The sequence below is a fragment of the Photobacterium pectinilyticum genome, from assembly GCF_024357955.1.
Taxonomy (GTDB): Bacteria; Pseudomonadota; Gammaproteobacteria; order Enterobacterales; family Vibrionaceae; genus Photobacterium; species Photobacterium pectinilyticum.
The window spans coordinates 1-23,829 of the sequence record NZ_JANEYT010000075.1 but is presented as its reverse complement, the minus strand read 5'-3'; the positions used below and the strand labels follow the sequence as shown (position 1 = coordinate 23,829).

General features: G+C 49.2%; 25 protein-coding genes. 20 read left to right on the top strand and 5 right to left on the bottom strand.

The genetic code is table 11. The features are described from left to right. Positions 1 to 29 precede the first annotated feature (29 nt). The 16 genes from traD (at position 30) to NHN17_RS21060 (ending at position 14,777) form a co-directional block, all read left to right on the top strand. Complete coding sequence (gene traD / locus NHN17_RS21135; RefSeq protein WP_255044617.1) at positions 30 to 1,934, top strand: type IV conjugative transfer system coupling protein TraD; 1,905 nt, start codon at positions 30 to 32, stop codon at positions 1,932 to 1,934. Between the two features lies 1 nt (position 1,935). Continuing rightward, the gene (locus NHN17_RS21130) at positions 1,936 to 2,430 is read left to right on the top strand and encodes a hypothetical protein (protein ID WP_255044616.1); all 495 of its coding nucleotides are present in this window, start codon (positions 1,936 to 1,938) and stop codon (positions 2,428 to 2,430) included. 18 nt (positions 2,431 to 2,448) lie between these two features. Then, positions 2,449 to 3,096, top strand: a complete 648-nt coding sequence (locus tag NHN17_RS25990) for an IncC plasmid conjugative DNA transfer DtrJ family protein (RefSeq protein ID WP_255044615.1) — start codon at positions 2,449 to 2,451, stop codon at positions 3,094 to 3,096. A gap of 162 nt (positions 3,097 to 3,258) precedes the next feature. Further along, the gene (locus tag NHN17_RS21120) at positions 3,259 to 3,561 is read left to right on the top strand and encodes an integrative conjugative element protein, RAQPRD family (protein WP_255044614.1); all 303 of its coding nucleotides are present in this window, start codon (positions 3,259 to 3,261) and stop codon (positions 3,559 to 3,561) included. Next, positions 3,554 to 3,796, top strand: coding sequence for a TIGR03758 family integrating conjugative element protein (locus tag NHN17_RS21115; protein WP_017108825.1), 243 nt, complete (start codon positions 3,554 to 3,556; stop codon positions 3,794 to 3,796). Before NHN17_RS21120 ends, NHN17_RS21115 begins: the two co-directional genes overlap by 8 nt. After that, positions 3,793 to 4,137, top strand: a complete 345-nt coding sequence (locus NHN17_RS21110) for a TIGR03745 family integrating conjugative element membrane protein (protein ID WP_255044613.1) — start codon at positions 3,793 to 3,795, stop codon at positions 4,135 to 4,137. Before NHN17_RS21115 ends, NHN17_RS21110 begins: the two co-directional genes overlap by 4 nt. Beyond that, positions 4,137 to 4,469: a DUF3487 family protein gene (locus tag NHN17_RS21105; RefSeq protein ID WP_255044612.1), complete on the top strand. Its 333-nt coding sequence runs from the start codon at positions 4,137 to 4,139 to the stop codon at positions 4,467 to 4,469. Before NHN17_RS21110 ends, NHN17_RS21105 begins: the two co-directional genes overlap by 1 nt. Before the next feature lie 12 nt (positions 4,470 to 4,481). Then, positions 4,482 to 5,138, top strand: a complete 657-nt coding sequence (locus NHN17_RS21100) for a PFL_4703 family integrating conjugative element protein (protein WP_255044611.1) — start codon at positions 4,482 to 4,484, stop codon at positions 5,136 to 5,138. Continuing rightward, positions 5,135 to 6,019, top strand: a complete 885-nt coding sequence (locus NHN17_RS21095; protein ID WP_255044610.1) for a TIGR03749 family integrating conjugative element protein — start codon at positions 5,135 to 5,137, stop codon at positions 6,017 to 6,019. Before NHN17_RS21100 ends, NHN17_RS21095 begins: the two co-directional genes overlap by 4 nt. Before the next feature lie 2 nt (positions 6,020 to 6,021). Beyond that, entirely contained in the window at positions 6,022 to 7,488 is a 1,467-nt protein-coding gene (locus NHN17_RS21090; protein ID WP_255044608.1) for a TIGR03752 family integrating conjugative element protein, read from the top strand. After that, entirely contained in the window at positions 7,475 to 7,903 is a 429-nt protein-coding gene (locus tag NHN17_RS21085; RefSeq protein ID WP_255044607.1) for a TIGR03751 family conjugal transfer lipoprotein, read from the top strand. Before NHN17_RS21090 ends, NHN17_RS21085 begins: the two co-directional genes overlap by 14 nt. After that, complete coding sequence (locus NHN17_RS21080; protein ID WP_255044606.1) at positions 7,903 to 10,629, top strand: conjugative transfer ATPase; 2,727 nt, start codon at positions 7,903 to 7,905, stop codon at positions 10,627 to 10,629. Before NHN17_RS21085 ends, NHN17_RS21080 begins: the two co-directional genes overlap by 1 nt. Before the next feature lies 1 nt (position 10,630). Beyond that, positions 10,631 to 11,602: a TIGR03756 family integrating conjugative element protein gene (locus NHN17_RS21075; protein ID WP_255044605.1), complete on the top strand. Its 972-nt coding sequence runs from the start codon at positions 10,631 to 10,633 to the stop codon at positions 11,600 to 11,602. Beyond that, the gene (locus NHN17_RS21070; protein WP_255044604.1) at positions 11,602 to 12,903 is read left to right on the top strand and encodes an integrating conjugative element protein; all 1,302 of its coding nucleotides are present in this window, start codon (positions 11,602 to 11,604) and stop codon (positions 12,901 to 12,903) included. The genes NHN17_RS21075 and NHN17_RS21070 overlap by 1 nt, the downstream gene beginning before the upstream one ends. Then, positions 12,904 to 13,188, top strand: coding sequence for a hypothetical protein (locus NHN17_RS21065; protein ID WP_255044602.1), 285 nt, complete (start codon positions 12,904 to 12,906; stop codon positions 13,186 to 13,188). After that, positions 13,182 to 14,777: a conjugal transfer protein TraG N-terminal domain-containing protein gene (locus tag NHN17_RS21060; RefSeq protein WP_255044601.1), complete on the top strand. Its 1,596-nt coding sequence runs from the start codon at positions 13,182 to 13,184 to the stop codon at positions 14,775 to 14,777. The genes NHN17_RS21065 and NHN17_RS21060 overlap by 7 nt, the downstream gene beginning before the upstream one ends. A 13-nt stretch (positions 14,778 to 14,790) precedes the next feature. On the opposite strand, the gene NHN17_RS21055 is transcribed toward NHN17_RS21060, so the two are convergent. Beyond that, a complete protein-coding gene (locus NHN17_RS21055) occupies positions 14,791 to 15,015 on the bottom strand; it encodes a hypothetical protein (protein WP_255044600.1) in 225 nt (74 codons plus the stop codon). 196 nt (positions 15,016 to 15,211) lie between these two features. On the opposite strand from NHN17_RS21055, the gene NHN17_RS21050 reads away from it, so the two are divergent. Further along, positions 15,212 to 15,799: an ECs1377 family protein gene (locus tag NHN17_RS21050; protein ID WP_255044599.1), complete on the top strand. Its 588-nt coding sequence runs from the start codon at positions 15,212 to 15,214 to the stop codon at positions 15,797 to 15,799. Positions 15,800 to 16,092: 293 nt separating this feature from the next. Here the strand turns inward: NHN17_RS21050 and NHN17_RS21045 are convergent, their stop codons facing one another. The 4 genes from NHN17_RS21045 to NHN17_RS21030 all read right to left on the bottom strand — a co-directional run bounded on the left by NHN17_RS21045 (position 16,093) and on the right by NHN17_RS21030 (position 19,419). After that, entirely contained in the window at positions 16,093 to 16,572 is a 480-nt protein-coding gene (locus NHN17_RS21045) for a hypothetical protein (protein WP_255044598.1), read from the bottom strand. 513 nt (positions 16,573 to 17,085) lie between these two features. Continuing rightward, complete coding sequence (locus NHN17_RS21040; protein ID WP_255044597.1) at positions 17,086 to 17,670, bottom strand: SHOCT domain-containing protein; 585 nt, start codon at positions 17,668 to 17,670, stop codon at positions 17,086 to 17,088. Positions 17,671 to 17,845: 175 nt separating this feature from the next. Continuing rightward, on the bottom strand, positions 17,846 to 18,583 hold the full coding sequence (locus tag NHN17_RS21035) for a hypothetical protein (RefSeq protein WP_255044596.1): 738 nt from the start codon (positions 18,581 to 18,583) through the stop codon (positions 17,846 to 17,848). A gap of 239 nt (positions 18,584 to 18,822) precedes the next feature. Continuing rightward, the gene (locus NHN17_RS21030) at positions 18,823 to 19,419 is read right to left on the bottom strand and encodes a tyrosine-type recombinase/integrase (protein WP_255044595.1); all 597 of its coding nucleotides are present in this window, start codon (positions 19,417 to 19,419) and stop codon (positions 18,823 to 18,825) included. A 110-nt stretch (positions 19,420 to 19,529) separates the two neighbouring features. On the opposite strand from NHN17_RS21030, the gene NHN17_RS21025 reads away from it, so the two are divergent. Genes NHN17_RS21025 through NHN17_RS21015 form a run of 3 tightly spaced genes read left to right on the top strand, consistent with a single transcriptional unit; the run spans position 19,530 to position 23,710 of the window. Further along, positions 19,530 to 21,233 carry a type I restriction-modification system subunit M gene (locus NHN17_RS21025; protein ID WP_255044594.1) on the top strand — a complete coding sequence of 568 codons (1,704 nt, stop codon included), beginning with the start codon at positions 19,530 to 19,532 and terminating at the stop codon, positions 21,231 to 21,233. Further along, the gene (locus tag NHN17_RS21020; RefSeq protein WP_255044593.1) at positions 21,223 to 22,446 is read left to right on the top strand and encodes a restriction endonuclease subunit S; all 1,224 of its coding nucleotides are present in this window, start codon (positions 21,223 to 21,225) and stop codon (positions 22,444 to 22,446) included. The genes NHN17_RS21025 and NHN17_RS21020 overlap by 11 nt, the downstream gene beginning before the upstream one ends. Beyond that, positions 22,439 to 23,710, top strand: coding sequence for a hypothetical protein (locus NHN17_RS21015; RefSeq protein ID WP_255044592.1), 1,272 nt, complete (start codon positions 22,439 to 22,441; stop codon positions 23,708 to 23,710). The genes NHN17_RS21020 and NHN17_RS21015 overlap by 8 nt, the downstream gene beginning before the upstream one ends. Positions 23,711 to 23,829: the final 119 nt, after the last annotated feature.

Sequence of the window (23,829 nt, the reverse complement as noted above, 5' to 3'; positions counted from 1 at the left end):
CTTCTCAACGTGAAGGCGGATTTTAATAGTTGTCAGCCTTAGCGTACGTTTTCGTTCCATTGGACTTCAAACCCCTTTTAGTCCTGCCTCGCCATGCTCAGCGCCTTTATGACACTCGTCAAATCTGGGCAGAGCGTTACGTCACGCCGTCTAAACTCTACCGCTTTGCACGCGCCATGGAAGCCAAATACGAAGGGAAATGGATAGAGCGGTTCTGGTCTGGGAAACGTGTAATAGCCAGAGCGGGTAAAGGCTGGGGCATCATCAATGCCTTTCTTAGTGCCATGAACCCAGTAAAACCGCTACCACCGGTGGGGGGCGACTCTCGAATGCACGGCATCGGGCTCGATGAAGAAATCGATTGCTTGCTGCCAAGCAGCGCGAGGGCGGGGCACACCTTAGTGCTGGGTACAACCGGGGTCGGTAAAACGCGCCTAGCGGAGCTTTTGGTGACGCAAGATATCCGTCGTGGCGATGTGGTGTTGATGTTTGACCCCAAAGGGGACGCCGATATGCTGCTTCGCATGTACATCGAATGCCTACGAGCGGGGCGCCTCGATGAGTTTTATATCTTGCACTTAGGGTATTCAGACCAAAGTGGCCGCTACTCACCGGTAGGGCGCTTTGGCCGCATTACTGAAGTGGCCACCCGCGTTTCCGGCCAGCTCGACGGCGGCGGCAACAGCGCCGCATTCAAACAGTTTGCGTGGCGATTTGTCAACATCATTGCCAGAGCGCTGGATGCACTTGGCAAAAAGCCTGATATGGCGGCCATTCAGCGCTACGTGACCGCCATTGATGAGCTCTATGTCGATTACTGCGTGAAAAAGCTGCCGTCTTACCACCCAAAAGCGGCGGAATTGGTGACCGCGCTGGAAAGTAACGTCAACGAAAAAAACACACCGCGTCACCTGCAGGGGCGAAGCGCTCGCGTGGTCGCCCTTGAAATGTATTTTGGCGCACACCCCGCTGCAGACGATGTGCTGGCCGGACTTCGAAGCGCCATCCAGTATGACAAAACCTATTTTGATAAAATTGTGGCCTCCTTACTGCCCTTGCTCGAAAAGCTCGGCACCGGTAAGACCGCTGAAATCATCTCACCGGTGCATACGCCCGCTGATGAGCGGCCCATCATCGATTGGCGCGAGGTCATCATGCAAGGGGGCGTGGTGTATGTGGGGTTGGATGCGCTTTCTGATACCACGGTGGCCGCTGCGTTCGGCAACTCCATGTTTGCCGACTTGTGTTCGCTGGCGGGGGAGATTTATAAGTTTGGTAACGCGCCCGGCTTTGCCAAGGTCAAGCCTCGCAACATCATGATACACGCCGATGAATTTAATGAGCTGATTGGCGATGAGTTCATTCCTATCCTCAATAAAGCACGCGGGGCTAAATTTGTGGTGACCGCCTACACGCAAACCGAATCCGATATTGAAGCGCGCTTAGGCTCGCCCGCAAAAGCGGCGCAAACCAAAGGTAACTTCAACAGCTTGATATGCCTTCGGGTTCGCGAGCAAAAGACCGCGCAAATCCTCACCTCCCGCATGGCAACCGTGACCATCAAAGACATTGTGCCCGATACGGGGGCCAGTGATGCGCCCGGCAGCCAGACTGGTTTTCATTCAAGCAATAAAGACACCTTGCAAAACAAAGAGGTACTACTGGTCAGCGATAACGACATCACCAATTTACCCATTGGCCAAGCCTACGCTGAGCTCGAAGGCGCCAAGATTTGGAAGCTTCGCTTTCCATTGCCGGGCAATGAAGGCGATCTCGACCTGCCAGAGGATATCCAAGCCTTAGTCGATGGGATGCTCCAAAAAAGTCAATCGGTCAAAAGTACGCACGACTGGCTGCACGACACCGAGCAGTTCAACAGCTGGATGAATAATGCCTACCTTGGGCTCGATGAAGAACAATCACAGGAGTCATGAAATGAAAGTCAATCCGATGAATAGAGAAGCCTATCAACACACTAACCCTATCGCCAAGGAGACGTTTCAAGCCTTTTCTTGGCAATTTATGAGCCTCATCGCAAAGGCGCTGGACGCGCTTGGTAAAAAGCCCGAAGTGACGACAATCCTACGTTACATCACCGCCATTGATGAGTTGTATGTCGATTACAGCATGAAAAAGCTGCCTTCTTATCACCCACAAGCGCCAAAATGGGTGGCGGCTTTAGAAAGTCACATCACTGAAGCGAATACCCCACATTACCTGCAAGGGCGCAGTGCTCGCATGATCGCCCTTGAAATGTATTTTTCTTCACACCCCGTTGCGGATGACGTATTAGCTGGGCTTCGAAGTGTCACTCAATACAATCCAACCTACCTCGCTAAAGTCGCCGCGGCTTTGCTGCCTTCACTCGTAAGGCTCAAGGCAAATAAGGCTACTGCGCCTTTTAATGATGTCTCTGTGGCTATCCGATAAGGTCGATGAGGAGGCCTTGTGGCAGAAAAAACACCAAACCCACCCGTAAAGCGCGAGGAGCCGACGCCTTGGTATGGCCTACCTTTTGTGGCACTGGGGCATCTTTTCTGGATATGGGTACTATTAATACTAATCGAATGGTTCGCGCCACTTTGGGGGCAAGTGACGGGGCAACACGCCAAAACCGTGTTGGTTGAGCACATCACTTTGCTGCAAATCGATCAGCCGCATCTGGCGGCAAAGGTGATGGGACTGGTGAACGCGCTGAGTCAACGCATCGAGACACTGCTCAGTATTGAGTTTGATGGGGCATTGGCTTTTGCAAACGTGTATTGGCACGGCGTGGTGTATGTCACCCTTGCGCTGTTTGTTCGTATCGCGCTGCTTTTTTTAAGTTGGCCTTTGTTCTTACTGGCGAGCTTTCTTGGGGCCTTCGATGGACTGGTCTCTCGTCAGCGGCGCACCGCCTTTGTGGGACGTGAAACTGAAACCACCCATTACTACGCACGTCGCGCTGTCTCTATGACCATGATGGGCGCTGGTTACTTATGGCTGCTCATTCCTGGGATTTGGCCCCTACCTCCGACCTTAGTGTTGTTGCCTGCGGCAGGTATGACGGGGTTACTGGTTCGCACCAGTGTGGCTAGTTATAAGAAGTACCTCTAAAGATTTACCTAGACGGGCGCATGAATAAATCCTTTTAAAATTATATCACAATTTTAGAAATTAATACTCGTTAAAAATACATCCACCAATGTATTTCTATCGAGTATTTTCCATTGCCTTTTTGCTAGCGTGTTGACGTCTTTCTAATTAGGAGTCAACACCGTGAAATGGCCACTTTTATTCTGTCTGAGCGTGCTCAGTCCTAACCTGTATGCCGACGTCGATACCGAGCAGCGAGAGCTGGCTTTAGTCTCTTCGCAGCTGAACACTCTCGACTACCTCATCACACGCGCTGAGCGCGAAGCCGATTATCGCGTCGCGCGTCAGTTTGATTACGATGCGCTGCGCCTGGATATCCGCACCCTTCAAGCGGGCATCGATGCCTATTTACGCCCTGAGCGTAGCGCGCCAAAGCCAGTCACCCCGCTGGGCGGCGACTACCTCATGGACGCGCCTCATGAATGATCCCCTTTTAGCCTTCGAGCATGGCGCCGGATTTGAGGCCAATACATTAGCTTTGGTGTTGGCCGGACTCACCAGCGCTTTGCTGATGCTCTGGATGCTGTGGGTGTTCTGGAGCGGCTTTCGCGGCATGAAAAACAAAAAAGTGACCAAAGAGGTGTTTCGCCGCTTGGTCTTTCGCGCCGTGTTTATCTTTCTCATCCTTCAATGGTTTTTATATTACGGAGTCGCAACATGATCCAACTTCGAGCGTTTTTTCTTTTTGTCGTCACTTGGCTGCACAGCCTGAGCGCGATGGCGGACATCCCCACTAACAATACCCCGTCTCAAGGCGGCAGTGACAACATCTTAGAGCTCATTTACGCCTATGCCTACGACATCTTGCTTTACGGTGGCGGCATTTTCATTGCTTTCTGCTTTGTCTATTTCCTGGGACACATCTGGGACGTGTTCAGCAGAATCAAAGAGAAACAGGCCACCAAAAAAGACCTGCTCAGTGACGGCGTGATTGGCGCTGTGCTTTTGCTGCTGTCGGTATGGGGGCTCAACTACGGCCTTGATATTTTGGAGGGCGTGTAATGCGCTGCGCTTCAACCTTAAACGTCATGCCCCCTTTTTATAAAGGTCTCTCGATGGGCGAGATGGGGCTGCTGGTTCTTGTGTGCATGACCCTTACCGGATTGCTGGGGTTGGCACTGTACTGGGCGTTTGGCGCGCTGCTCATTTTGTTTACCGCTTTACTGCTCGGGGCGCTCGGCGCTTTTGCACTGCCAAAGAGTCTCATGCGAAAGCTCAGCCGCATCAAAACGCACCATTGCCAACATTACGCCAGCAAACGCTTTGAGCGCTGGTTTCACCCTGAGCGCTATCACATCGATGCGCGCCGCTTTGCCTGCAAACGCCTCGGCTGATAAGGAGAAAATATGAGTCAACCACCAAAAAGTCGATTTCGCGCTTCACTGGCTGGGCGAGACAGTCACATCCGCTCGCTACGCGGCGCCCTCGCCATGATGAGCGCCCTCGCATTGGTCACCACTTGGGGCTGGTATCAAGCCGGTCAAGACATCACGGTGCACACACCACCGGACTTAAGTTCAGGCTCATCACGCCCGTGGTGGGAAGTGCCGAAGCCTAATGTGTATGACTTTGCCGTCAATTTATTTGGACTGATTAACCGATGGCCCAGCGATGGCAATCAGCAATACAGCGAGAACCTGCATCGTTACACCGATTACCTGACGCCCAGCTGCCAAAAGGTCTTAACACAAGACTTTCAAAACAAACGGCGCACAGGGGAGTTGTCGGGGCGAGAGCGCAGTCTCGCGCCCATTCCCGGTTACGGCTTTTCAGATTGGCGCGTCACCACGCACAGCCGAGACAGCTGGACGGTACAAGCCGATTTAGAGCTCAAAGAGTACGTGGATGGCACGTTAGTCAAACATAACTTCATTCGCTGGCCACTGCGCATTGTGCGTTACGACATTGACGCTGAGCGCAACCCTTGGAAGCTCGCCATTGATTGTTTTGATGGCCCAGCAAGAGAAATTCAATTCAATGAAGCGCAGGAGAAAGAGCAATGATGAAAAGAAGTGGGGGACTGTGGCTGACGCTGCTGCTGAGTCTGATGACTCACATTCATGCTCAGGCCAGTACGCCTCGCGCCATGGAGTGGCAGGGCATCCCACTGCAAGTGGTGCTCACGCCAGGGCAAGAGACCATCTTGATCTTGGGCAGCGACGTGCGCGTCGCGCAACCGGCGCACTTAACGCCTTATCTGTCCATGACCTCTCTGGCAGGGCGAATTTACCTCACGGCTACTGAGCCTTTTGATTCAACTCGACTTCAAATGATGCGGCTAAGTGATGGATTGCGCTTAATGCTCGATGTCAGCGCCAAAGCGGGCATGGTCACCCCGCCGCAGATTGACATTGTTTTACCGGGTGGCAAGGAAGAGGGTAATAACTTGAGTAGCGTTGCAAACGAGTCACACCTCTCACAATTGAAGATGGCGCCTCAAGCCCTGTTGGTGCGTTATGCCATGCAAAGTCTTTACAGTCCATCGCACGCCATTGAGCCTTTACCTGGCGTGGTACGAGCGCCGATGGGACTGCCTCGTGATATCAGCCTGAGCGCGTTCAGTCAGTGGCGAGTGAATGCCAAGCCCATTGCGGCTTGGCAATTGGGTGAGCAGGTGGTGACGGCCGTCAGCCTAACCAATAAGGCGCCAAAGCGTGAAACCCTCGACCCAAGACTCGTTACTCTCAGTCCTCGCTGCTTTGCACTGCGCTGCGCGGTGAGTTTTTCCCATCCTGAAATCGGGAACGCAGACTCACCCACCGCCCAAGCGACGGCCTTTATTGTCACGCCAGGGCCCCTGGCAGGATACCTATTACCCAGCCCTTTACCTAGTCATTTACCTAGTCATTTACCTAGTCATTTACCTAGCCATGGAGGGGAGTAGCGATGTTAAATAAAGGAAACCCCGTCATACGACTGGCGGCGCTTATCGGTGCGACCGGCTTTATCGCGGTGTTGGTCATCGCGGTCTTAAAGCCGTCAGACATTGAAGCCAACGTTGAGCCCAGCGAAGACACCACCCCGGTCAGCGTGACAGCGTCACCAACCCAAGCGCAAGTGCTGCAGGCGTTTGATGACAGCCCAACCGATACCATTCGAACGCTCAATGCCGCGTACTCAAAAAGTGAAGCCGAAAAAAAAGCACTCTCGGACGCGTTAAAGCAAACGCAGCTTCAGGTTGAAAACCAGCAAACCCAAAACAGTGAGCAGGTGAAAGCCCTTGAAACCCAATTAAGTCAGCTTGCCCAAAGGCTCAACTCATCATTAAGCACGATTGAAGAGAAAGTCAGTCAAAGCCGAGACCACCTCAAGGTGCGTCAAGCGCCAGTGCGTGAGGTGATAGATGTCTCTTATGACGACCTTGGCATTGATTCAGGACGACAGGGACTGGCCGTGGGCACGGCGCCGGGCGGCTATCACCCATCCTTTGAGGGTAAGGGCGTAGCTCAAGACAACTGGGTTTGGACCGAGCCGCTGGATGCGACTCAAGACAAAGAAGGCAACTGGGTAACGCCTGCCACCCAAGCGGTCAAAAACGCCTTGAACTCGGCGGACGATGCGTTTACCAGCCAGACGGGCCGATTTGATGCCAATCAACAAGACGGAATGCCAATGTACACCCTGCATCGCGGCACCATGCTGGCCGATGCGGTCAGCATGACCGCACTGATGGGGCGCATTCCCTTGAACGGCCAGGTCACAGACCCTTATCCGTTTTCGATGATTCTAGGGCGTAAGAACCTGATGGCCAGTGGGTTTACCCTGCCGGATGTGCAAGGCGCTATCGTGACGGGCACGGTCACCGGCGACTGGAGCTTGTCTTGTGTGCGCGGCGTGGTCGAATCCATTGATTTTATTCGCGCCGATGGCTCGATACTCTCTTACCCAGAAGAACTTGAAACGGTAGATTCGGGTTTTGACGGCTCATCGATTAAAACCTCGGATTTGGGTTTTCTGGCCGACCCCAACGGCAACCCGTGCTTAACCGGGGAGCGCATCTCGAATGCACCTGAATACCTCACCACCAAAGGATTGCTTGACGCGGCCTCGGCAGCAGCCAATGCGGTGGCCATTTCACAACAGACCATTTCGGTCGATGGCTCAACCAGTACCTCGGCCTTGACGGGCAATGCGGCAAAAAACGCCGCTGCTGAGTCTGCAGCAGCCTTCACGGGCACCGTTTCAGAGTTTATTGAGGCGCGCATGGGCTCAAGCTTTGATGTGGTGTACACCCCGCCAGGTACTAAGGCCAGTATTCACCTTCGAAAACCCGTGACACTGCGCGCCCCAGCGATACCCGTTCGCGTGCGTTACGACACTCAAACCCAAGGAGCGACGTATGAATTACCGTAACCTTATCAGCGCATTGAGCCTGCTCGGATTATTCGGCTGCTCAACGTCGCAAGACGACACCTTACCCAACCCTCAAACGAGCTCCGAGCAAGTGTGGCAAAACCAAATGTCGGGCGGCGGACAAGATGTTGGACAAGGCGGTGATGCGCTCAGCCAGACGCAAGGCGAGCTGCGCATGCCGCTCGATATGACGACATTGGCGCAGCGTCAAAGCGACTACACCCGAGACAGCTGGCGTGAAGCGACCAACATATTCCCAAGACTGCCTAATCCCGATGTGGTGCTCTATGTCCTACCGCACCAATCAGGCGCGCTGCCGGTGCCTGGATACAGCACCGTCTTTCCTTTGTATGAGCGCGTGCATTACGCCGCGCCTCAAAACGGTCCAGCTAATCTGCCCAAGGAGCGTTGGTAATGTTGAAGACAATACGCAATACCGTCACCCACTTTTTTACCGAAGGCAAAGAGTTGGAAGCGCCAGCCATCGATTACAGCGTGCCGCCGTCGTTTGCCGCCAAACTGCCTTGGATTGAAATCAGCGATAAAGGTCTGGTGCAGCTGGAAGACGGTCGTTCGATGGGTTTGTTTTTTGATATTACGCCGCTGGTCACGGAAGACAAAACGCAAGCGCAGCTTGAGCGGGTGGTCTCAAGTGTCGCCCACACCCTCACCGCCTTGATTGACGAAGACAACCCGTGGGTGGTGCAGTTGTTTGCCCGTGATGTCGACCGATTTGAGGATGCGCATGAAAAGCTACTCAACCGCGCGCGCGTTGATGATGAATTCACCCGCGCGGTGCTCGATGAAGACCGCCGCCATTTCGAACTGATAGGGCGAGAGCAAGGTATCTTTGCGGTGGATGGTCGCCCCTGGCGCGCCCGCGAGCGCCAAGTCCGCCTCACCATTTATCGCTGGCTCCCCGAAGACGCCAGTGAAACGTTGCAAAAAAGCAACCTTCGCACCTTAAAGAGTCTAAGGCGCCGCCTGTTATCTCCGAGTACATTCAAAGATTTAGGCATCGGCATCAAGGCCAGCTCAGGCGAAAGCATTCACGCTTGGCTCAGTCCCTTTTTTAATCCCTCTGGCATTGCGGGCGAAACCCTGCGTTATCGCCCGCCACGCAGCTTTATTGACCAAGATTTCTCCGAGCGACTGCTAAGAAGCGGGGTGCGCTCAGACGTTGAAAACGGCTTATGGTGGTTTGAGGGGGACAAACCCATCGCCACGCGCGTGATGGAGCTCGACACTTGGGATAATGAGTCCTTTTTAGCGGGCGCCGTATTTGGGGAGGTCATCGGGGATGAGGCCATCGACAAAGGCGAAAAGCGCCCACAACATGTTCTGTTCGATGAGCTGCCAACCGGCACCATGATGGCCATGACCTTAGTCGCGCAAAGTAAGGCGCAGGCCAGAGCGCGCCTTCGCACCGTTCGAGAAGCGGCGGTGGGGGAAGAAACGGAATTAGAAGTCATTCGTGATACCTGCGACAGCTTTACCACCTTAGTTGAAAAGCATCCGCTGTGGCGCGGTCAACTGGCGTTCTACGTACAAGGGGAGAGCGTCAGTGAAATAGAGGGACGCACTGAATCGCTGCGCGCAATATTCAACAATCGCGACCTGTCATTGCGCTTTGTCAAAAACAGCGACCAAGAGTCCCCGCTGGACAGTTACCTTCGTTGGTTACCGATGAACTACCATCCCGAGCGCGACGACAAACTGTGGTACTGCGGCTGGGTGTGGCTGGAAGACATGCTCTCGCTCTCTCCTTTGTTTGGCCGCGCAACCGGCACCGGCAGTGAAGCTTTCCAATTTTTCAACCGAGGCGGGGAGCTCTTCGGCGTCGATCCGCTAAGAGACCAACTCTCTAATGCGCACCTTAACCTGTTTGGGCCCTCTGGCTCAGGCAAATCCGCGACCTTAGTGGGCATGTGTTTACGCCTACTGGCGATTCATCGCCCAAGGCTGTTCATCATCGAAGCTGGCAACAGTTTTGGGTTGCTGGGACAGTACTGTGAACGTTTGGGGCTATCGGTCAACCGCGTTCAGGTGAGCGCTCACTCCAAAGGCCTGATGGCGCCGTTTGCCGATGCCAAACACTTGGTCGGCCAAGCCGTGCCTCACGTCAGTGACGAGAAAGCGTTGGACATTGAACACCTTAATGACAGCGATTCGCCAGACGATGAAGCGCGGGACATTTTAGGGGAGCTGGAAATCATGGCAAGGCTGATGATTACCGGCGGTGAGCAGCGCGAGATGGACGATTATCGCCGCGCCGACTCGTCGATGGTGCGTGATGCGATTAAAGAAGCCGCAGAGCATTGCCACCCTACGGACGAACAAGTGCGCCCAGAGCACATCAAAGACGCGCTAGAACGTTTTAGTCAAGACCCGAACAGACCCGAGCCCCGCCAAGCACGCGCCCGCCTAATGAGCGAAGCGATGTCCTTTTTCTGTGATGGCCTAGAAGGGCAAATCTTCAACCAAGAGGCCGAGCACTGGCCCGAAGCGGATGTGACCATCATTGACCTAGGCCTCTACGCAAAAACCGGGTATGAAGCGCAAATGGCCGCCGCGTACATCTCTTTGATTAACCGCATCAACGGCATTGCTGAGCGCGACCAATATTCAGGGCGTGACATTGTCACCCTAACCGATGAAGCGCACCTGATTGTCACCAATGAGCTACTCGCGCCTTACGCGGTCAAAATCGTCAAGATGTGGCGAAAACTCAGCGCGTGGTTTTGGTTGGCGACGCAAGATTTAGCCGATTTTCCGGCCATTGCCCGAAAGATGCTCAACAACGCCGAGTGGTGGGTGATGCTCAACATGCCAGAAGATGAACTCCGTCACCTTGAATCGTTTAAAAAGCTCTCCGAGGCGGAGAAAAACCTCATTCGCTCGATGCAATCGGAAAAGCACAAATACAAAGAAGGCGTCATCACCGGCATGGACAACACCTTAATGCAGCGCTTTTGCATTGTGCCGCCTGCGCTCTACCTGGCACTGGGTGAAACCGATGGTCCAGCGAAAAGAAAACGTCAAACTCTTATGGATTTACACGGCATCAGTGAACTCGATGCGGCGCTACTCAAGGCTAAAGACATCGAACAGGCCCGGCTTAACTATCTGGGAGAGGAATAAGATGAGCCTCACCTTACTCATACACAAATCACTCAAGCGAGGGCTAGGTTTGAGCATTCTAGGCTCATGTCTGTGCGCGGCCTCTGCCATCAGTCAGGAGGTCATTACCGCCGAGGTCATCGCCAGCGCCGCCTGCCCTGAGTGCTTGGATTACGAAGTGATTGGGGCGTGCGTGTGGATGACCTGCACCCCAGCAGGGTGCTCCACCGACACTTCGATTAAGGTCAAACACCGCTTGCCCGATTTTGTGGTAATGAGCTACCCCGAAACCGGGGAGGCGCCTTGGCAAGACACCGCTTGGATGTCACCAGACAATGCCTATTCAGAGAACGGCGGCCACAGCGCGCGTCGCAGCGTGCAAGGCCTGGATAACACCTCGATGCGCTTTTACAACAGCGACGTCATCGGCCACCCAGGCGGGCAGACGATTTTCTCACTGCTCGCAAGCTTTGGTTACTCCCTATCAAGTCAAGCGACGCCGCTCATGCCGCATTATTTATCAAGCCTTGACCCGCTCGGTTGGCGCTACAACTTGCCGGACATTCTGTCCACTCAAACATGGAACCCACTGACCGATTCGCTTGGTAACTTTGGGGATGTCTATCCACGTGGCGGCTTTGTCTTGCAGCGTCATTCGTTTAAAGCCGCAGCACTCACCGCCTTTCGCGCGCTGCATGTGGTGACTCGAATCGGCGAAGGCCGTGTGTATCAACCTTTTACTCCAACGCCGCACCCTGGCTTTTGGCCACCGGGCCCCGTTAAACCCAATAACGAGGAGACCGCTTGGCAAATGCTCTCGCCGATAGCGCAAACCGATGCGTATGTCTGGCCACAGTTCGATGACAGCTTAACGCCTTACGACCCTTACGCGCCGCACATCGCCTCAGACGACCAGTACGTCTGGGCGGCGTGGCGCCTATACAAAGGCTGCCAGCGTCGTGGTAGCACGCTGATTGCCCACTTTGGAGAATAATGATGACCCATATTTGGCCGCTCAAAGCGGCATTACTGCTCCCTCTATTAATGAGCGCCAGCGCACACAGTTCGATAGGAACGAACGTGAACCTTAAAGCAGACAACGACAGCGTTCTTCACTACACCTTAGGCGGCGGGCCGGTCATCGCACTGCCCGCCAGACAAGAGCGCATTAGCCCCACCGCCCTTGGCGTCGGTTGGGACATGAACTTGCAGTGCGGGATGTTAGACCCATCGGTCACCGTTGAGAATCAGCTCAACGGCGTGACGGAGGGGTTTCAGGACATGATGGGCGACATGCTCACCAATGCCACCTCAGCAGTGCTGAGCCTGCCAGGCTACTACCTGCAGAAAAAAGACCCCGGGCTTTACGATTTGATGACCAACGGCGTGCTGCAAGGCAAATTCGATTTTGACGACGCCAGCAGCTCGTGTGAGGCCATGGTCGACACCATGGGCGAGATGAACACCGATAAGGCCTACGCAACGCTTGCCCGCGCCGAGGCGTGGACCAATGCCGTAAAAAGTGGCGACGCCGTCAGAGCCAAACAAGAAGTGCAAGACGACATGGGCGACTCTGGGGTGACCTGGGTGGGCGGCGCCAAATACGGCGGTCGCAACCAACCAGCCATCAACGCCACCACGGATGCGACGCGCGCCGGCTTCACCTTACTGTCGGATGAATCGCAAAAAGAAAGCCACCAAGGCCTTTATCGCTATTGGGACAGTGAAGAGACCATGAGTGACTGGGTGTCTCAAGTGATTGGTAGCCAGTCGGTACAAACCGGCATGGACAAAAGCCGAACCGAGGCTACGCCAGGGATTGGTCTATCTCAAGAAGTCACAGAAGTGAGCACCGCGCTGGAAAGTGAACTTCGAGGCGCCATCGCAGAGAACAAAGAGACCGAACACTTCCCCAAAACGCTGATTGAAGCGCTCACCGAGCGAGAAGTGGACAACAACACCGTATCGCGCATTGCCAGTGAGTTGGCGCTCTCTCAAGCGATTGAAAAAGCCCTGTACGCGCGCCGCGCGCTGCTCACGGGCAAGTACGAAGTCAATATAGCTCAGCACGCCACGGCGCAAAAAGACATCGACAACTCGATTGCTCGCCTTGAGCGCGAGATTGACATGCTGCGCTACGAAGCCGAGGTCAGACAACAAATAGGCACCCGCACCGCCCAAGCGGTGGTGGATGACTATCGCTACCAAAGACCTCAGGTTATTCCGCAAACCCCCAAATCCGACTCGGTCTTTTTAGACAAAGACCGATATGAGAACAACCCTGGAGAAGAATAAATGAATACCTCAACCGCTCAACCTTACAACCGGTGGCGCCGAAGCCGTCACGTCATCACGCTACTGTTGTGCTTGCTCGTCGCCAGCGCACTGGCTTTTTCACTGGACAGGGACACGCTATCAAACAGCGCATACGCCTGGTACATGGTCGTCATTCGAGCGGCCGTCTACGGCCTCGCGCTGTGGCGCGCTAAGCGCTACGCCTTTGGTATCGCGCTTGCCCTCATGCTCAACGAACTCATATTACTCACCCAATACGTCGATTTAGGAGCCTTCTCATGGTAGTCAACGATCCGCTTTCCGTCTTACTGACGCTGACCAGCTGGCAAATCTCTGGCAAGATATTCATGATATTGAATCAAACCGGCCTGATTGTCTTTATGTTGGCCGTCATTGTGTTCCAAGTGTGGTTTGATGTCGCTCAGGAGGGCGAAGACGAGGGTAATAAAGGCCTGCTGAGCATGAACCGCACCGAGGTCAAACTGATGTTGGCCGGATTAGTGTGCTTTTTTGCAGTGATACCCTTGTACCCGGTTAACGTCAACACGCTCGTCATGGACCAAAATGCCAGTGAATCGTGCGGCGTGGGTATCAGCAGCGGGGCGACCAACAGTGACCAAAGCTCGTTAAATGGGGAATTGGTTCATGCCCCGATATGGTGGGTGCTCTGGCACAGTATTTCGCAAGGCCTGACCAACGCGGCGGTCTCCTCGGTGCCGTGTCACTACGACGTCGAGCGCAGCATGTTGAAACTCTCTCAAATCGACATTCAGAGCGAACAGCTCAGACAAGAAACTCAAGACTTCTACGAGCAGTGTTATACGCGAGCGCGCCTGATGATGAAGGCAGCCGCGCGTAAAGAGCGAGTGACTCAAAACGACTTTGATAATGCCAATTGGATTGGGGGCTCTTACTTCCTTGGCTATAATCTGGCCGCGCCAGAGACCACCTACAATGGTTTACAAGCTGAAAATATCGTATTCAACTTCCCGTATAACTCAGAGCGAGACGATCCGGTGCAACAGAAGTATCGCCGCACAGCTATTGATACCAGCGCGGCGTACCCAATGTGTGATGAGTGGTGGGATAGCACTCAAGGCGGTCGCAGTGATGGGCAGCGCGCCGGCTTACTGTGGCGCTTGTTCAATCACATTGAAGACACCAATCCTGAATTGATTCATGACGTGCTGGACTATAATGGCTTTTTCTCAAAAATCATGGGCTCTGAGGTCACGCCTGCCGATAAAGCAAACATGCTGGTTCAACGTGCTTTAAGTGTGGAGAATCAATCGACCAGTGGCCGTGTGGTTCGTGGCTATGGTCAGGTACTTGATAAAACGCTCGATCACCAAGTCAGAGAAGTGTGGAATAGCGCGGCTGGCTGGGCGGGATTACAAATTGGTCATATCTTCACCGGTCCAGCTTACTTCATTGTGCGAGAGGCGATGCCGATGCTGCAGTCTTTGCTGCTCATTGTGGTGGTGATTGCGAGTCCGATTGTCTTAACGGTCAGTAACTATTCGATGATGACGCTGATGTCGCTATCCTTGTCCTATACCGGATTGTTGTTCTTAACGTTTTGGTGGGAATTGTGTCGAAGTCTGGACAGCAAGCTGTTGGAGGCGGTGTATTCCATGCATGACAACTTTAATCCGATAACCGGTACGATCAACAGCATGGATGATTCGATATTAGCGTTTGTGATGATCACGTTTTACGTGGTGGTGCCCGCGATATGGTTTGGAGTATTAGGTTACGCCAGTTATCGTGTGAATGGGGTGTCGATGGATAGTGCTATGGAAAGGGTAAATCAAGCTACTCAGTATGGCGTCGACGCAGCCAAGGGGCCTGTGACAAAAATGCTAGGAAAGTAAACTACTTATGAGGCTATGTGTAATAGCCTCTTCTACAGTATTCTTCATGTTGTGATTCAAAAGAATCACCTAATTCAGAAAAGAAGTCATTTTTTTTATGTAAAGATTGAGCGATGTCTTCTGCTTTAATGACATCATTACCGCACAGGGCATTACGCTCAGCCTCCACTTCAGCATGTAAACGATCACCTTTTTCATCTCGGTATGCCTGACGCCATTTTTTCAGGAATGCTAACATTTCAGCCTCTTTTGACTCAATACGGTTAAATTACCATCAGATTACGCCTTTATGCAGACGGTTGCAAATCGAATATTAAGCTTGACTGATTTTCACACAGGTTACGCCCAATTTTTGTGGATAACTGTTTTAATGTGTTATAAAAACATAATGTTAAGTTGGAATTCGACGAAAAAAACGGAAGGCTAAGTCAACCATGGCAAAGACAATTCACTACGATATTCAACAGGTTAAAGTTAGAAGCGATAAAGAAAGCGCTCGACTGACCAGTCAGTGGGATCAGGTTCGACAAATTTGTCGTGACAAACCACTCGGGGAAGTCGCGAGAGCAAGGTTAGCGTTTAACCTTGTCGATTACATCACAAGTGAAGATCTGCCTTTTCGCTTACTCCTCACCCGAGCACCACAAGCCATGGCCACCATCGGTGAGGAAACCCGAGTGTATAAAGAGTATCGCGTCATTAATGGTAAACAAAGCGGGATGATTTACGCCAAAAGCGAACAAATGTTGCCAAGAGAAATCATCTATACGAATGAGTTTGTGGCAACCCGCTACGTTGATGGGATAAAAACACCACTATCAGGCACTTCTCTCGTTGATTGCCTCAAGGCTGGAGAGATCATAACACCACTCGATGGCATTCTGTTTTTAGGCTGTAAGCGCATCGCCAGTGACATAGCGCGCCTTAAAAAACTCGAACCAACCATGAACATCGAAATGAAGCGCATCGAAGTATCAGACAGTTTCACAGGCACAACAAGAAAGATGGCGAGTTACGGATAAATATCGAGGGATCTACTATTGCCTTATTCGTCGTATTTCAGGAGTCTCAAAAATAGTTTTATTGCATTCTGCAGGTAGGCATACACCAAATATAATATTGTTATAGGCGGCTTCTCACATCCTTGTACGTCCCTATAGCTGTACTCAATGCGCTCACTTTAACCCACAGCCCGAAAAGCCGCACAAGTCATTGTGCAAAATCCAATGAACACTTAGCAAGTACCAATATCATTGATATCACGACATTGCTGAGACGCTCGCAAATACTGCACAGCTGACTGATAATTCAAAGATTAACGGTCGTTAATCTCAATTCTGGTACTTTGCCGTAAGATCAAAAAAATGTCAGGTAAGCGGTGCCCAAGCTTTTGCAAATGCATGACCATCTTAGACTTATGATGCTCGTCTTTCGCCATATCATGCCCAAAATGCACTATTTTACAAAGCTGGGCTTGTTCTGTGTGATTAAAATTTAACATCAACTTAAGTAACGCCCGCTCTATCTGACGATAATTATAGGGCTTTGTTGACAGGGTTCTCGCTATGACACTCAACCCTAAATGCATGGCCATCATTCTATCAAGCTCACGCTGTATATCAGAACTATCATCGATGCGGTCCTGGTCATAGAAAGGGATTAAGTGGAGATAAAAGTGAGCAGGTTTGACATCGACGATCAAACGCTGGCGAACCGCCAACGACGAGGCGTTAGGATGGCGCTCTAGAATACGCTCAATACGGCGCCTTAACTGGATATCATTGTGTTGACTCATCACGCCTCAAATCAGGGAGTTACGATAAAACTATCTTGCCACACCCCATCTTGCGCTTGACCATATTTTTATGATATGCGTCGTATAATGACAAGCACAAACGATAAAAACCTATTGATAATAAAGACATTTACAATGATGAAAATCAATCCCGTTATACGTAACATGCCAGCTTTCGCAATAAGATCAGGAGGGGAGAGCAAAGGAGCATAACCACAACATTACTTGGCGGTCGTAAAATTTAGAGTATTTGATTTAAATGTTTTGTGCCCCTTTATTAGCTTAATCGACAACATTAGCGCATCAAATCGTTCGAAATTCACCCAAATAAAACCAATATGGTGATATTAATGGTTACGCACTAAAGGTGCATTTATATTACGGGGGAGGTAAGGCGCTTTGGGACAAAAGCGATTCAGGCTAAATTTAGCTGTGTGATACCGTAAAGATTCAAAGAACAAAGGCTGCAAATGCAGCCTTGTCAATATAACTGTACGTAGAACGTGTCTATTCTTAGTTTCTTTTTAAAAGCTTGGTTCTAGCCTCATTAAACTCTTCTTCTGATATGTAACCGTCTTCTTTGAGCTTAGCCCACTTAGTTAACTCATCCGCTACAGAATATTGCTTTAACTTCTCGCCTTTGATTATGTCTACCGCTGAGTGAACATTCGAACTCATGTTTGGTTTAGCTTTTGTTGAAAAGATTCCATTGGTCTCAACCCATTCCCTGTGTCTGTTCATAGGGGAGTAAAACAGAACCTGTACAGCAACCAAGTAAGCGAAAGCAATACCTGAGAAAATTAGCGAAACAAAGAACTCATCATCGTAATACCAACTGTTTTCTTCACTGAAATACATACTACCCCAATAGATGGAGCTGATAGTGCACCCTATGAGAGCTAGGAATGTATAACCTTTAAAGTTTTTAACCGCAGTCTCAATGCTGGAGAAATCTTGATTTCTCTTCATCATATAGATACCAAAAGCTAAAAATATGGCAGGGATAATTCCAACCATAAAAACTACTGATGGAGCAAAAAGAAGTGCAAAAATTAGCAATCTACCTTGGTCATTGCTAGTCATTGGTTGATTTTGCAATTTATGTTCCTTTTATAAATTTCAAATTACTTGGATGATTGTTATCGCATTGTACTCGATAAAAAGCTGAAATAAATAGAATTACAGCCCCATCGCTTCGTTTAGAGCACTATTGGGTTAGCTCGGGAAAAGCGATCCAGATGTATTTAGGCGCTTTCCTCTCAGGTTGTTCAGTTTAGATACTTCTCAGTTTGGCTGCCAAAGCAGTTTCTAATGAGTCGATACCTTCTCCATTTTTCAAATAAGTTTGAATTCTGTGTCCGTGAAGATCTGACGGGATATGTTCTAGTGTTTGGCTGATCGGTATTACTATCTTGCCTAAGGTGTGTGCAATTCCAACCTCGTACATCACATTAGGGTTGCGTCCAGAAAAGTCGGCAATGACAATCTTTGAGCGATAGATTAAGGAGAAGATATCTTGAAGTATTGTTGAATGCTCCCAAATGTCATCGGCTCTCTGACTGCGATAGCCTGCCAGTTGACATGCTCTTACAATACCTTGGTGAACATCGTCAAAGCCTGAAAATGGCATCATTATTGACACTAGGTCACTCTCAACCTCGGTGCTAGGTATTTGAAAAATGTTTGGAGTAAAAACAATAGACTTTGTTGACTCTGTTGGAGCCGTAGAAACTGACACTTTGTTAGCTAATGGGTAATTACTGTCTAAGAAATTCGTGACATCATCAAGAGAATTTCTATGGTAAGTAAACATACTTTTAAGTACGTCACCTACAGCACTAGGGTAGTCAGGGTCGCCAAAACTCAGTGATCGTAGTAAGCGTGGATGGCTCTCGATTATATGCTGGCAATCAGTTGCATCTCCAATGGTGATCCAATCTGCTTGGTCAAACGCTGGAATTGCAACTATTCGCTTTCTGAGGGCGTAGATTTTTTGTTGATGTTCTTGCATCTAAATTCTCTTTAAAATGGGCTGTTTGGGTTAAGTTTTGAAGTCTAGTTGTTTGTGTCAATCATCTACAACGGCAACAGTCTTTCGCTGAGCACCGTAGCAGGTGCCCTCATCAATGATGTAACGTAGCCTCACCTCAAAGCCAAGGGGGTCGAAATTCTCGTTTGGAGCGATGCTTTCATCTTCAATTCAACCCTAATCGAATGGTTCTCACATTTAAGGCATTGCATGATGGTTACTTACGTCTCACAACTCTCTGAAATCCTCAGAGCATCTTCAATCTCAACACCAAGGTATTCAATCGTGCTTTCTAACTTAGCATGACCAAGAAGTAATTGAATAGCCCTAAGATTCTTGGTTTTAGCATAGATCAAAGAAGCCTTGGTTCTGCGCAGTGAATGCGTGCCGTATTGCGTTTTATCGAGTCCTATATCAGTAACCCATCGATTAACCATGGTGGTGTAGTAATGGTACGAGATGGGCTGCCCCTCAAGGCGTGGGCTTGGAAACAGATAGTCTGTTGGTGACAACGAGTTTTGAATGATCCATTGTGACAAAGTTTGCTGAGTCTTGGGTGTGATCTCGAAGTGCACTTCTTGCTGGGTCTTCTGCTGTTTAACGATTGTTCTCGACATTACGCAGCCACTGCGACTGACATCTTGGACTTTCAAGTTACGTAAATCACAAGATCTCAACTTGCAATCGATGGCAAGATTAAACAATGCCAACTCAAACAAGCGTTCTTCCAATTCAAGTCGAATACGGATGCGCCAAATGTCTTCTAGCTTGAAGGCTTTCTTCTGACCTACACGCTTTCCTTTATTCCAAGCTTCCATAATGTGCTCCTTACTTCATAAAAATGCTCTTTAAGTAAGGCAGAAATCAAAGACAATGCTTCATCCAGTGGTATGATTGACGGAATATTTCTATAACAAGAAAACTTCTAATGAATCAAACAGAACAACAGTATTTGAAAGAGCTTGAAGGCAAGCTTTGGAACGCCGCAGACAAGCTACGCTCAACGCTAGACGCAGCGCAGTACAAACATGCAGTGTTAGGTCTAATCTTCGTTAAATACGTCTCTGATGCGTTTAAGCTGCGTCAGGATGAAATTAAAGCTGACATTGCTAATCCTGATCACGAATACTACTTGGATCCTGCTGACTTCTCGGAAGAAGAACTAGCAGAAGAGATTGCTATTGAACTGGAACAGCGTGACTTCTATACCGAGAAAAACGTGTTCTGGTTACCTACTGAGTCTCGTTGGCAGTTCCTGCAAGATAACGGCCCATTGGTTATTGGTGGCGCTGAACTTGATATTAATGGTAAGCCTAAGAAAATCACTTCTGTCGGTCACCTCATAGATAACGCACTTGAAGGTATCGAGCGAGATAACCCGAAACTGAAAGGCGTACTGAACAAGTCATATTCTTCATTGAAGATTGACCAAGCGAAGCTGAACGAGCTAATCAACTTGATCGCTACCATCCCGTTTGTTCATGCTGACCTAAACAGTAAAGACATCTTAGGTCATGTATACGAATACATGCTTGGTCAGTTCGCACTGGCGGAAGGTAAAAAAGGTGGTCAGTTCTACACGCCAGCATCTATCGTAACGCTGATCGTTGAGATGATTGAACCTTTTGAAGGTCGTGTATATGACCCTGCAATGGGTTCTGGCGGTTTCTTCGTTCAATCAGAGAAGTTCATTGAACGTCATGCGAATGAGAAGAAAGTCGACGCAATAACGCAGAAACAGAAAATCTCAATCTACGGTCAAGAATATAACCATACAACGTGGCAACTAGCAGCGATGAACATGGCGATCCGTGGTCTTGATTACGACTTCGGTAAAGAGCCTGCAAGTACCTACACTAACGTGCAGCACCCAGATCTTCGTGCTGACTTCATCATGGCTAACCCTCCATTCAACATGAAAGAATGGAACACGGGTGTTGATGATAACGATCCTCGCTTCAAATACGGCCAACCACCATCAGGTAATGCGAATTTCGCGTGGATGCAGCACATGCTTCATCACCTTGCTCCTGAAGGCTCTCAGGCGCTTCTGTTGGCAAATGGTTCTATGAGTTCAACGACCAACAACGAGGGCACTATTCGTCAGGCGTTAATCGAGAACGACTTGATTGAATGTATGGTAGCGCTTCCCGGTCAACTGTTTACCAACACACAGATCCCTGCCTGTATTTGGTTCTTAACGAAGAACAAGAACCCTCGTGTAGATAAGGCAGGTCGTAAGCTGCGTGGCCGTAAAGGTGAAGTGCTATTTATTGATGCTCGTAACCTTGGTTTCATGAAAGACCGCGTATTACGTGATTTCAGCTTTGATGATATTAAGAAAGTAGCTGACCTATTTCATGCATGGAAAACAGGCGTAGAAGTACATGGTGTGGCATACGAAGACCAAGCAGGGTTCTGTAAATCAGCAACATTGGAAGAAATCACCAAGCATGACTTCGTACTGACTCCGGGTCGTTATGTTGGTGCTGCTGAAGAAGAAGACGATGGTGTTCCATTTGGTGACAAGATGGCTACGCTTACTTCTAAGTTGGCAGAGCAGTTTACTGAGTCTGCAACGCTAGAAGCAGAGATCAAGAAGAACCTAAAGGGGTTAGGCTATGAGCTTTGAAACCGCAACCCTTGAGTCGTTATGTGAGCTTGTAGTTGATTGCCCTCATTCAACTCCAAAGTGGACAGATGAAGGGATTATTGTTTTACGAAATCAGAATATTAAAAGTGGTGTTCTAGACCTTTCTTCACCTAGTTTTACTAACGAAGACGATTATCTAAAGCGTATAAAACGAGCTGTCCCTAAAGCTGGGGATATTGTATTTACGCGTGAAGCCCCTATGGGGGAAGTATGTATGGTGCCAGAAGGACTAAAATGCTGTTTAGGGCAGAGACAAGTATTGCTTCGTCCTAAATCTGATGTAAATGGACGGTACCTTTTTTGGGCTTTGCAATCACCATACGTACAGCAACAAATATCTTGGAATGAAGGTACTGGCTCTACTGTTAGTAATGTTAGAATTCCTGTATTAAAAGCATTAAATATCCCCCGAATTGACAATGAAGATATGATTGCTAAATCGTTATCTGACATTGCTTCAAAGATGATGTTGAATGTAAAAACTAACCAAACTCTTGAAGAAATGGCGCAAGCCATCTTCAAATCTTGGTTTGTCGATTTCGATCCAGTAAAAGCCAAGATGAATGGCGAACAACCAGAAGGTCTTGATGCCGCTACTGCCTCGTTATTCCCAGAAAAGCTAGTTGAGTCTGAGTTGGGTTTGATTCCTGAAGGTTGGGAACCTAAGCAACTCAAAGATGTGCTTGAGTTAGCCTATGGCAAAGCTCTTAAGAAAGCTGATCGTGTTGCTGGTGATGTTCCCGTATATGGTTCAGGGGGACTGACGGGATACCATAATCAAAGCCTTATTGAAGGCCCCGGAATTATTGTTGGTCGTAAAGGCACTGTTGGTTCGGTGTACTGGGAGCCAAAAGCATTTTACCCAATTGATACAGTCTTCTACGTTAAACCGAAAACAGGTTATTCACTGAAGTATTGCCACTTAGTATTGCAAAATCTTGGGTTGAAAGACATGAATACGGATGCTGCCGTACCGGGATTAAATCGCAACAATGCATATCGTCTTGACGTGATTACGCCTAGTGAACCTGTACTTAAAAAGTTTGAAGGAGTGATGCAGTCTTTCCAGTCAAAGGTTGATGCCAATAATGCACAAAATGCAAGCTTGGAGTCTTTGCGTGACACCTTACTTCCTAAATTGTTATCTGGTGAACTTCTTTTAACTAACTCTTCAGAGGTTACAAATGTCTAGTTGGGTAGGAAAATTAGAGAATCATCCCTTACATGAGACTCTCACGCAATTGCTAAACTGGGTTCAGATTGAAGTTGATGAGATTACTGATGATATCTCCGAAGTAAGGCGTTTTGAAAATGTAATTAGACGAGTTCAAGCCAATTTACAAAGCATTGATCCAGAACTAGTAGCTTTTGGTGAGTTAGATGCTTTTAATAATGCGCTCAGACACCAAAATATATGGCAGCAAGTTAGTACATTCAGCAACAATGGTAATGCGACACACATTCGTAACGCGAATAATTACTTGACTAATAGTCTTAATGGTAAGCAATGGCTTATCGCACCTTCAATCGTCGGAGGACAGGTTGAGCAAGAGCATTTACGAGAAGCATATGATGACCTTGCAGATAAGTTTCAGCTTTTAAAGGAGAAATTCGGTAATTTAGAAAGAGAAAAGGCTGATCTAGAAACAACGATTGAAAACCGAAGACAAGAGGTTGATCAGCAAATATCACAGTGGCAACAGCAGTTTTCTGAAGCGCAGGAGAGACGTTCAGAGAGCTATCAAGATTGGAAGAGTGATTTAGAAAAGAATGTCAGCGAATCAAATAAAGAGCTAGTTAATAAAACAGAGTCAAAACTAGAGAAGCTAGAATCAGATACGAGCATGTTTTTGTCGCGCTTATCCGAGCAATCTGAGCAGAAGCACAATAGGATACAAGAACTGTATGAACTGGCTTCTGGTGACAGCATTTCTGGGGGATATGCAAAAACGGCTAAGGAAGAATCTGATCAGGCTAACCTATGGAGAAAAATATCGATAGGTTTCATAGTGGTAACAGTAATCTGGTTATTATCGGCATTTTGCTTTTATTCATCAGGAGGGTTTCATACTGTTGCTAGCCAACTAACATCCCCAACTGAAATCGCTTCAGAAAACATTGGAGTCAACTTAGCTACTTTAGATTGGTCACGGTACCTACTTACTTTTTCAATAACAGGCGTACTGCTATTTGGAGCAGGATATGCAGGTCAACAATCTACAAGGCATCGTGATGAAGCTCGCCGAACACAGCGTTTTGCACTTCAAGTTAAAGCTTTAGATCCTTACATTAGTTCTCTACCAGAAGAAGAACAGATACATATCAAAAAGTCACTTACAGAGAAATTCTTCGATGGAGTTGGAGAACGATCGTCTTCAGATGGTGAGATCCACATACCAGCAAGTATGACTGGAAAGCTTTTTCAAGCCGTTATCGACAATGTGAAAGGGAAATAAAATGATGCTTGAAGCAGACTATTCTAAATTGCTTTCCGGCGAAATCGAGTTAGAAACGGCAACCGAGAACTAATCAAAAGGACAATAAGACGTGTTTAAAATTGATAAGGAATCCAATC

What these genes read in the sequence shown, in the direction of transcription:
- NHN17_RS21130 (WP_255044616.1), top strand. Translation starts at nt 1,936, where the DNA reads ATGAAAGTCAATCCGATGAATAGAGAAGCCTATCAACACACTAACCCT.
- NHN17_RS21115 (WP_017108825.1), top strand. Translation starts at nt 3,554, where the DNA reads ATGAATGATCCCCTTTTAGCCTTCGAGCATGGCGCCGGATTTGAGGCC.
- NHN17_RS21110 (WP_255044613.1), top strand. Translation starts at nt 3,793, where the DNA reads ATGATCCAACTTCGAGCGTTTTTTCTTTTTGTCGTCACTTGGCTGCAC.
- NHN17_RS21105 (WP_255044612.1), top strand. Translation starts at nt 4,137, where the DNA reads ATGCGCTGCGCTTCAACCTTAAACGTCATGCCCCCTTTTTATAAAGGT.
- NHN17_RS21100 (WP_255044611.1), top strand. Translation starts at nt 4,482, where the DNA reads ATGAGTCAACCACCAAAAAGTCGATTTCGCGCTTCACTGGCTGGGCGA.
- NHN17_RS21095 (WP_255044610.1), top strand. Translation starts at nt 5,135, where the DNA reads ATGATGAAAAGAAGTGGGGGACTGTGGCTGACGCTGCTGCTGAGTCTG.
- NHN17_RS21090 (WP_255044608.1), top strand. Translation starts at nt 6,022, where the DNA reads ATGTTAAATAAAGGAAACCCCGTCATACGACTGGCGGCGCTTATCGGT.
- NHN17_RS21085 (WP_255044607.1), top strand. Translation starts at nt 7,475, where the DNA reads ATGAATTACCGTAACCTTATCAGCGCATTGAGCCTGCTCGGATTATTC.
- NHN17_RS21080 (WP_255044606.1), top strand. Translation starts at nt 7,903, where the DNA reads ATGTTGAAGACAATACGCAATACCGTCACCCACTTTTTTACCGAAGGC.
- NHN17_RS21075 (WP_255044605.1), top strand. Translation starts at nt 10,631, where the DNA reads ATGAGCCTCACCTTACTCATACACAAATCACTCAAGCGAGGGCTAGGT.
- NHN17_RS21070 (WP_255044604.1), top strand. Translation starts at nt 11,602, where the DNA reads ATGATGACCCATATTTGGCCGCTCAAAGCGGCATTACTGCTCCCTCTA.
- NHN17_RS21065 (WP_255044602.1), top strand. Translation starts at nt 12,904, where the DNA reads ATGAATACCTCAACCGCTCAACCTTACAACCGGTGGCGCCGAAGCCGT.
- NHN17_RS21060 (WP_255044601.1), top strand. Translation starts at nt 13,182, where the DNA reads ATGGTAGTCAACGATCCGCTTTCCGTCTTACTGACGCTGACCAGCTGG.
- NHN17_RS21055 (WP_255044600.1), bottom strand. Translation starts at nt 15,015, where the DNA reads ATGTTAGCATTCCTGAAAAAATGGCGTCAGGCATACCGAGATGAAAAA.
- NHN17_RS21050 (WP_255044599.1), top strand. Translation starts at nt 15,212, where the DNA reads ATGGCAAAGACAATTCACTACGATATTCAACAGGTTAAAGTTAGAAGC.
- NHN17_RS21045 (WP_255044598.1), bottom strand. Translation starts at nt 16,572, where the DNA reads ATGAGTCAACACAATGATATCCAGTTAAGGCGCCGTATTGAGCGTATT.
- NHN17_RS21035 (WP_255044596.1), bottom strand. Translation starts at nt 18,583, where the DNA reads ATGCAAGAACATCAACAAAAAATCTACGCCCTCAGAAAGCGAATAGTT.
- NHN17_RS21030 (WP_255044595.1), bottom strand. Translation starts at nt 19,419, where the DNA reads ATGGAAGCTTGGAATAAAGGAAAGCGTGTAGGTCAGAAGAAAGCCTTC.
- NHN17_RS21025 (WP_255044594.1), top strand. Translation starts at nt 19,530, where the DNA reads ATGAATCAAACAGAACAACAGTATTTGAAAGAGCTTGAAGGCAAGCTT.
- NHN17_RS21020 (WP_255044593.1), top strand. Translation starts at nt 21,223, where the DNA reads ATGAGCTTTGAAACCGCAACCCTTGAGTCGTTATGTGAGCTTGTAGTT.
- NHN17_RS21015 (WP_255044592.1), top strand. Translation starts at nt 22,439, where the DNA reads ATGTCTAGTTGGGTAGGAAAATTAGAGAATCATCCCTTACATGAGACT.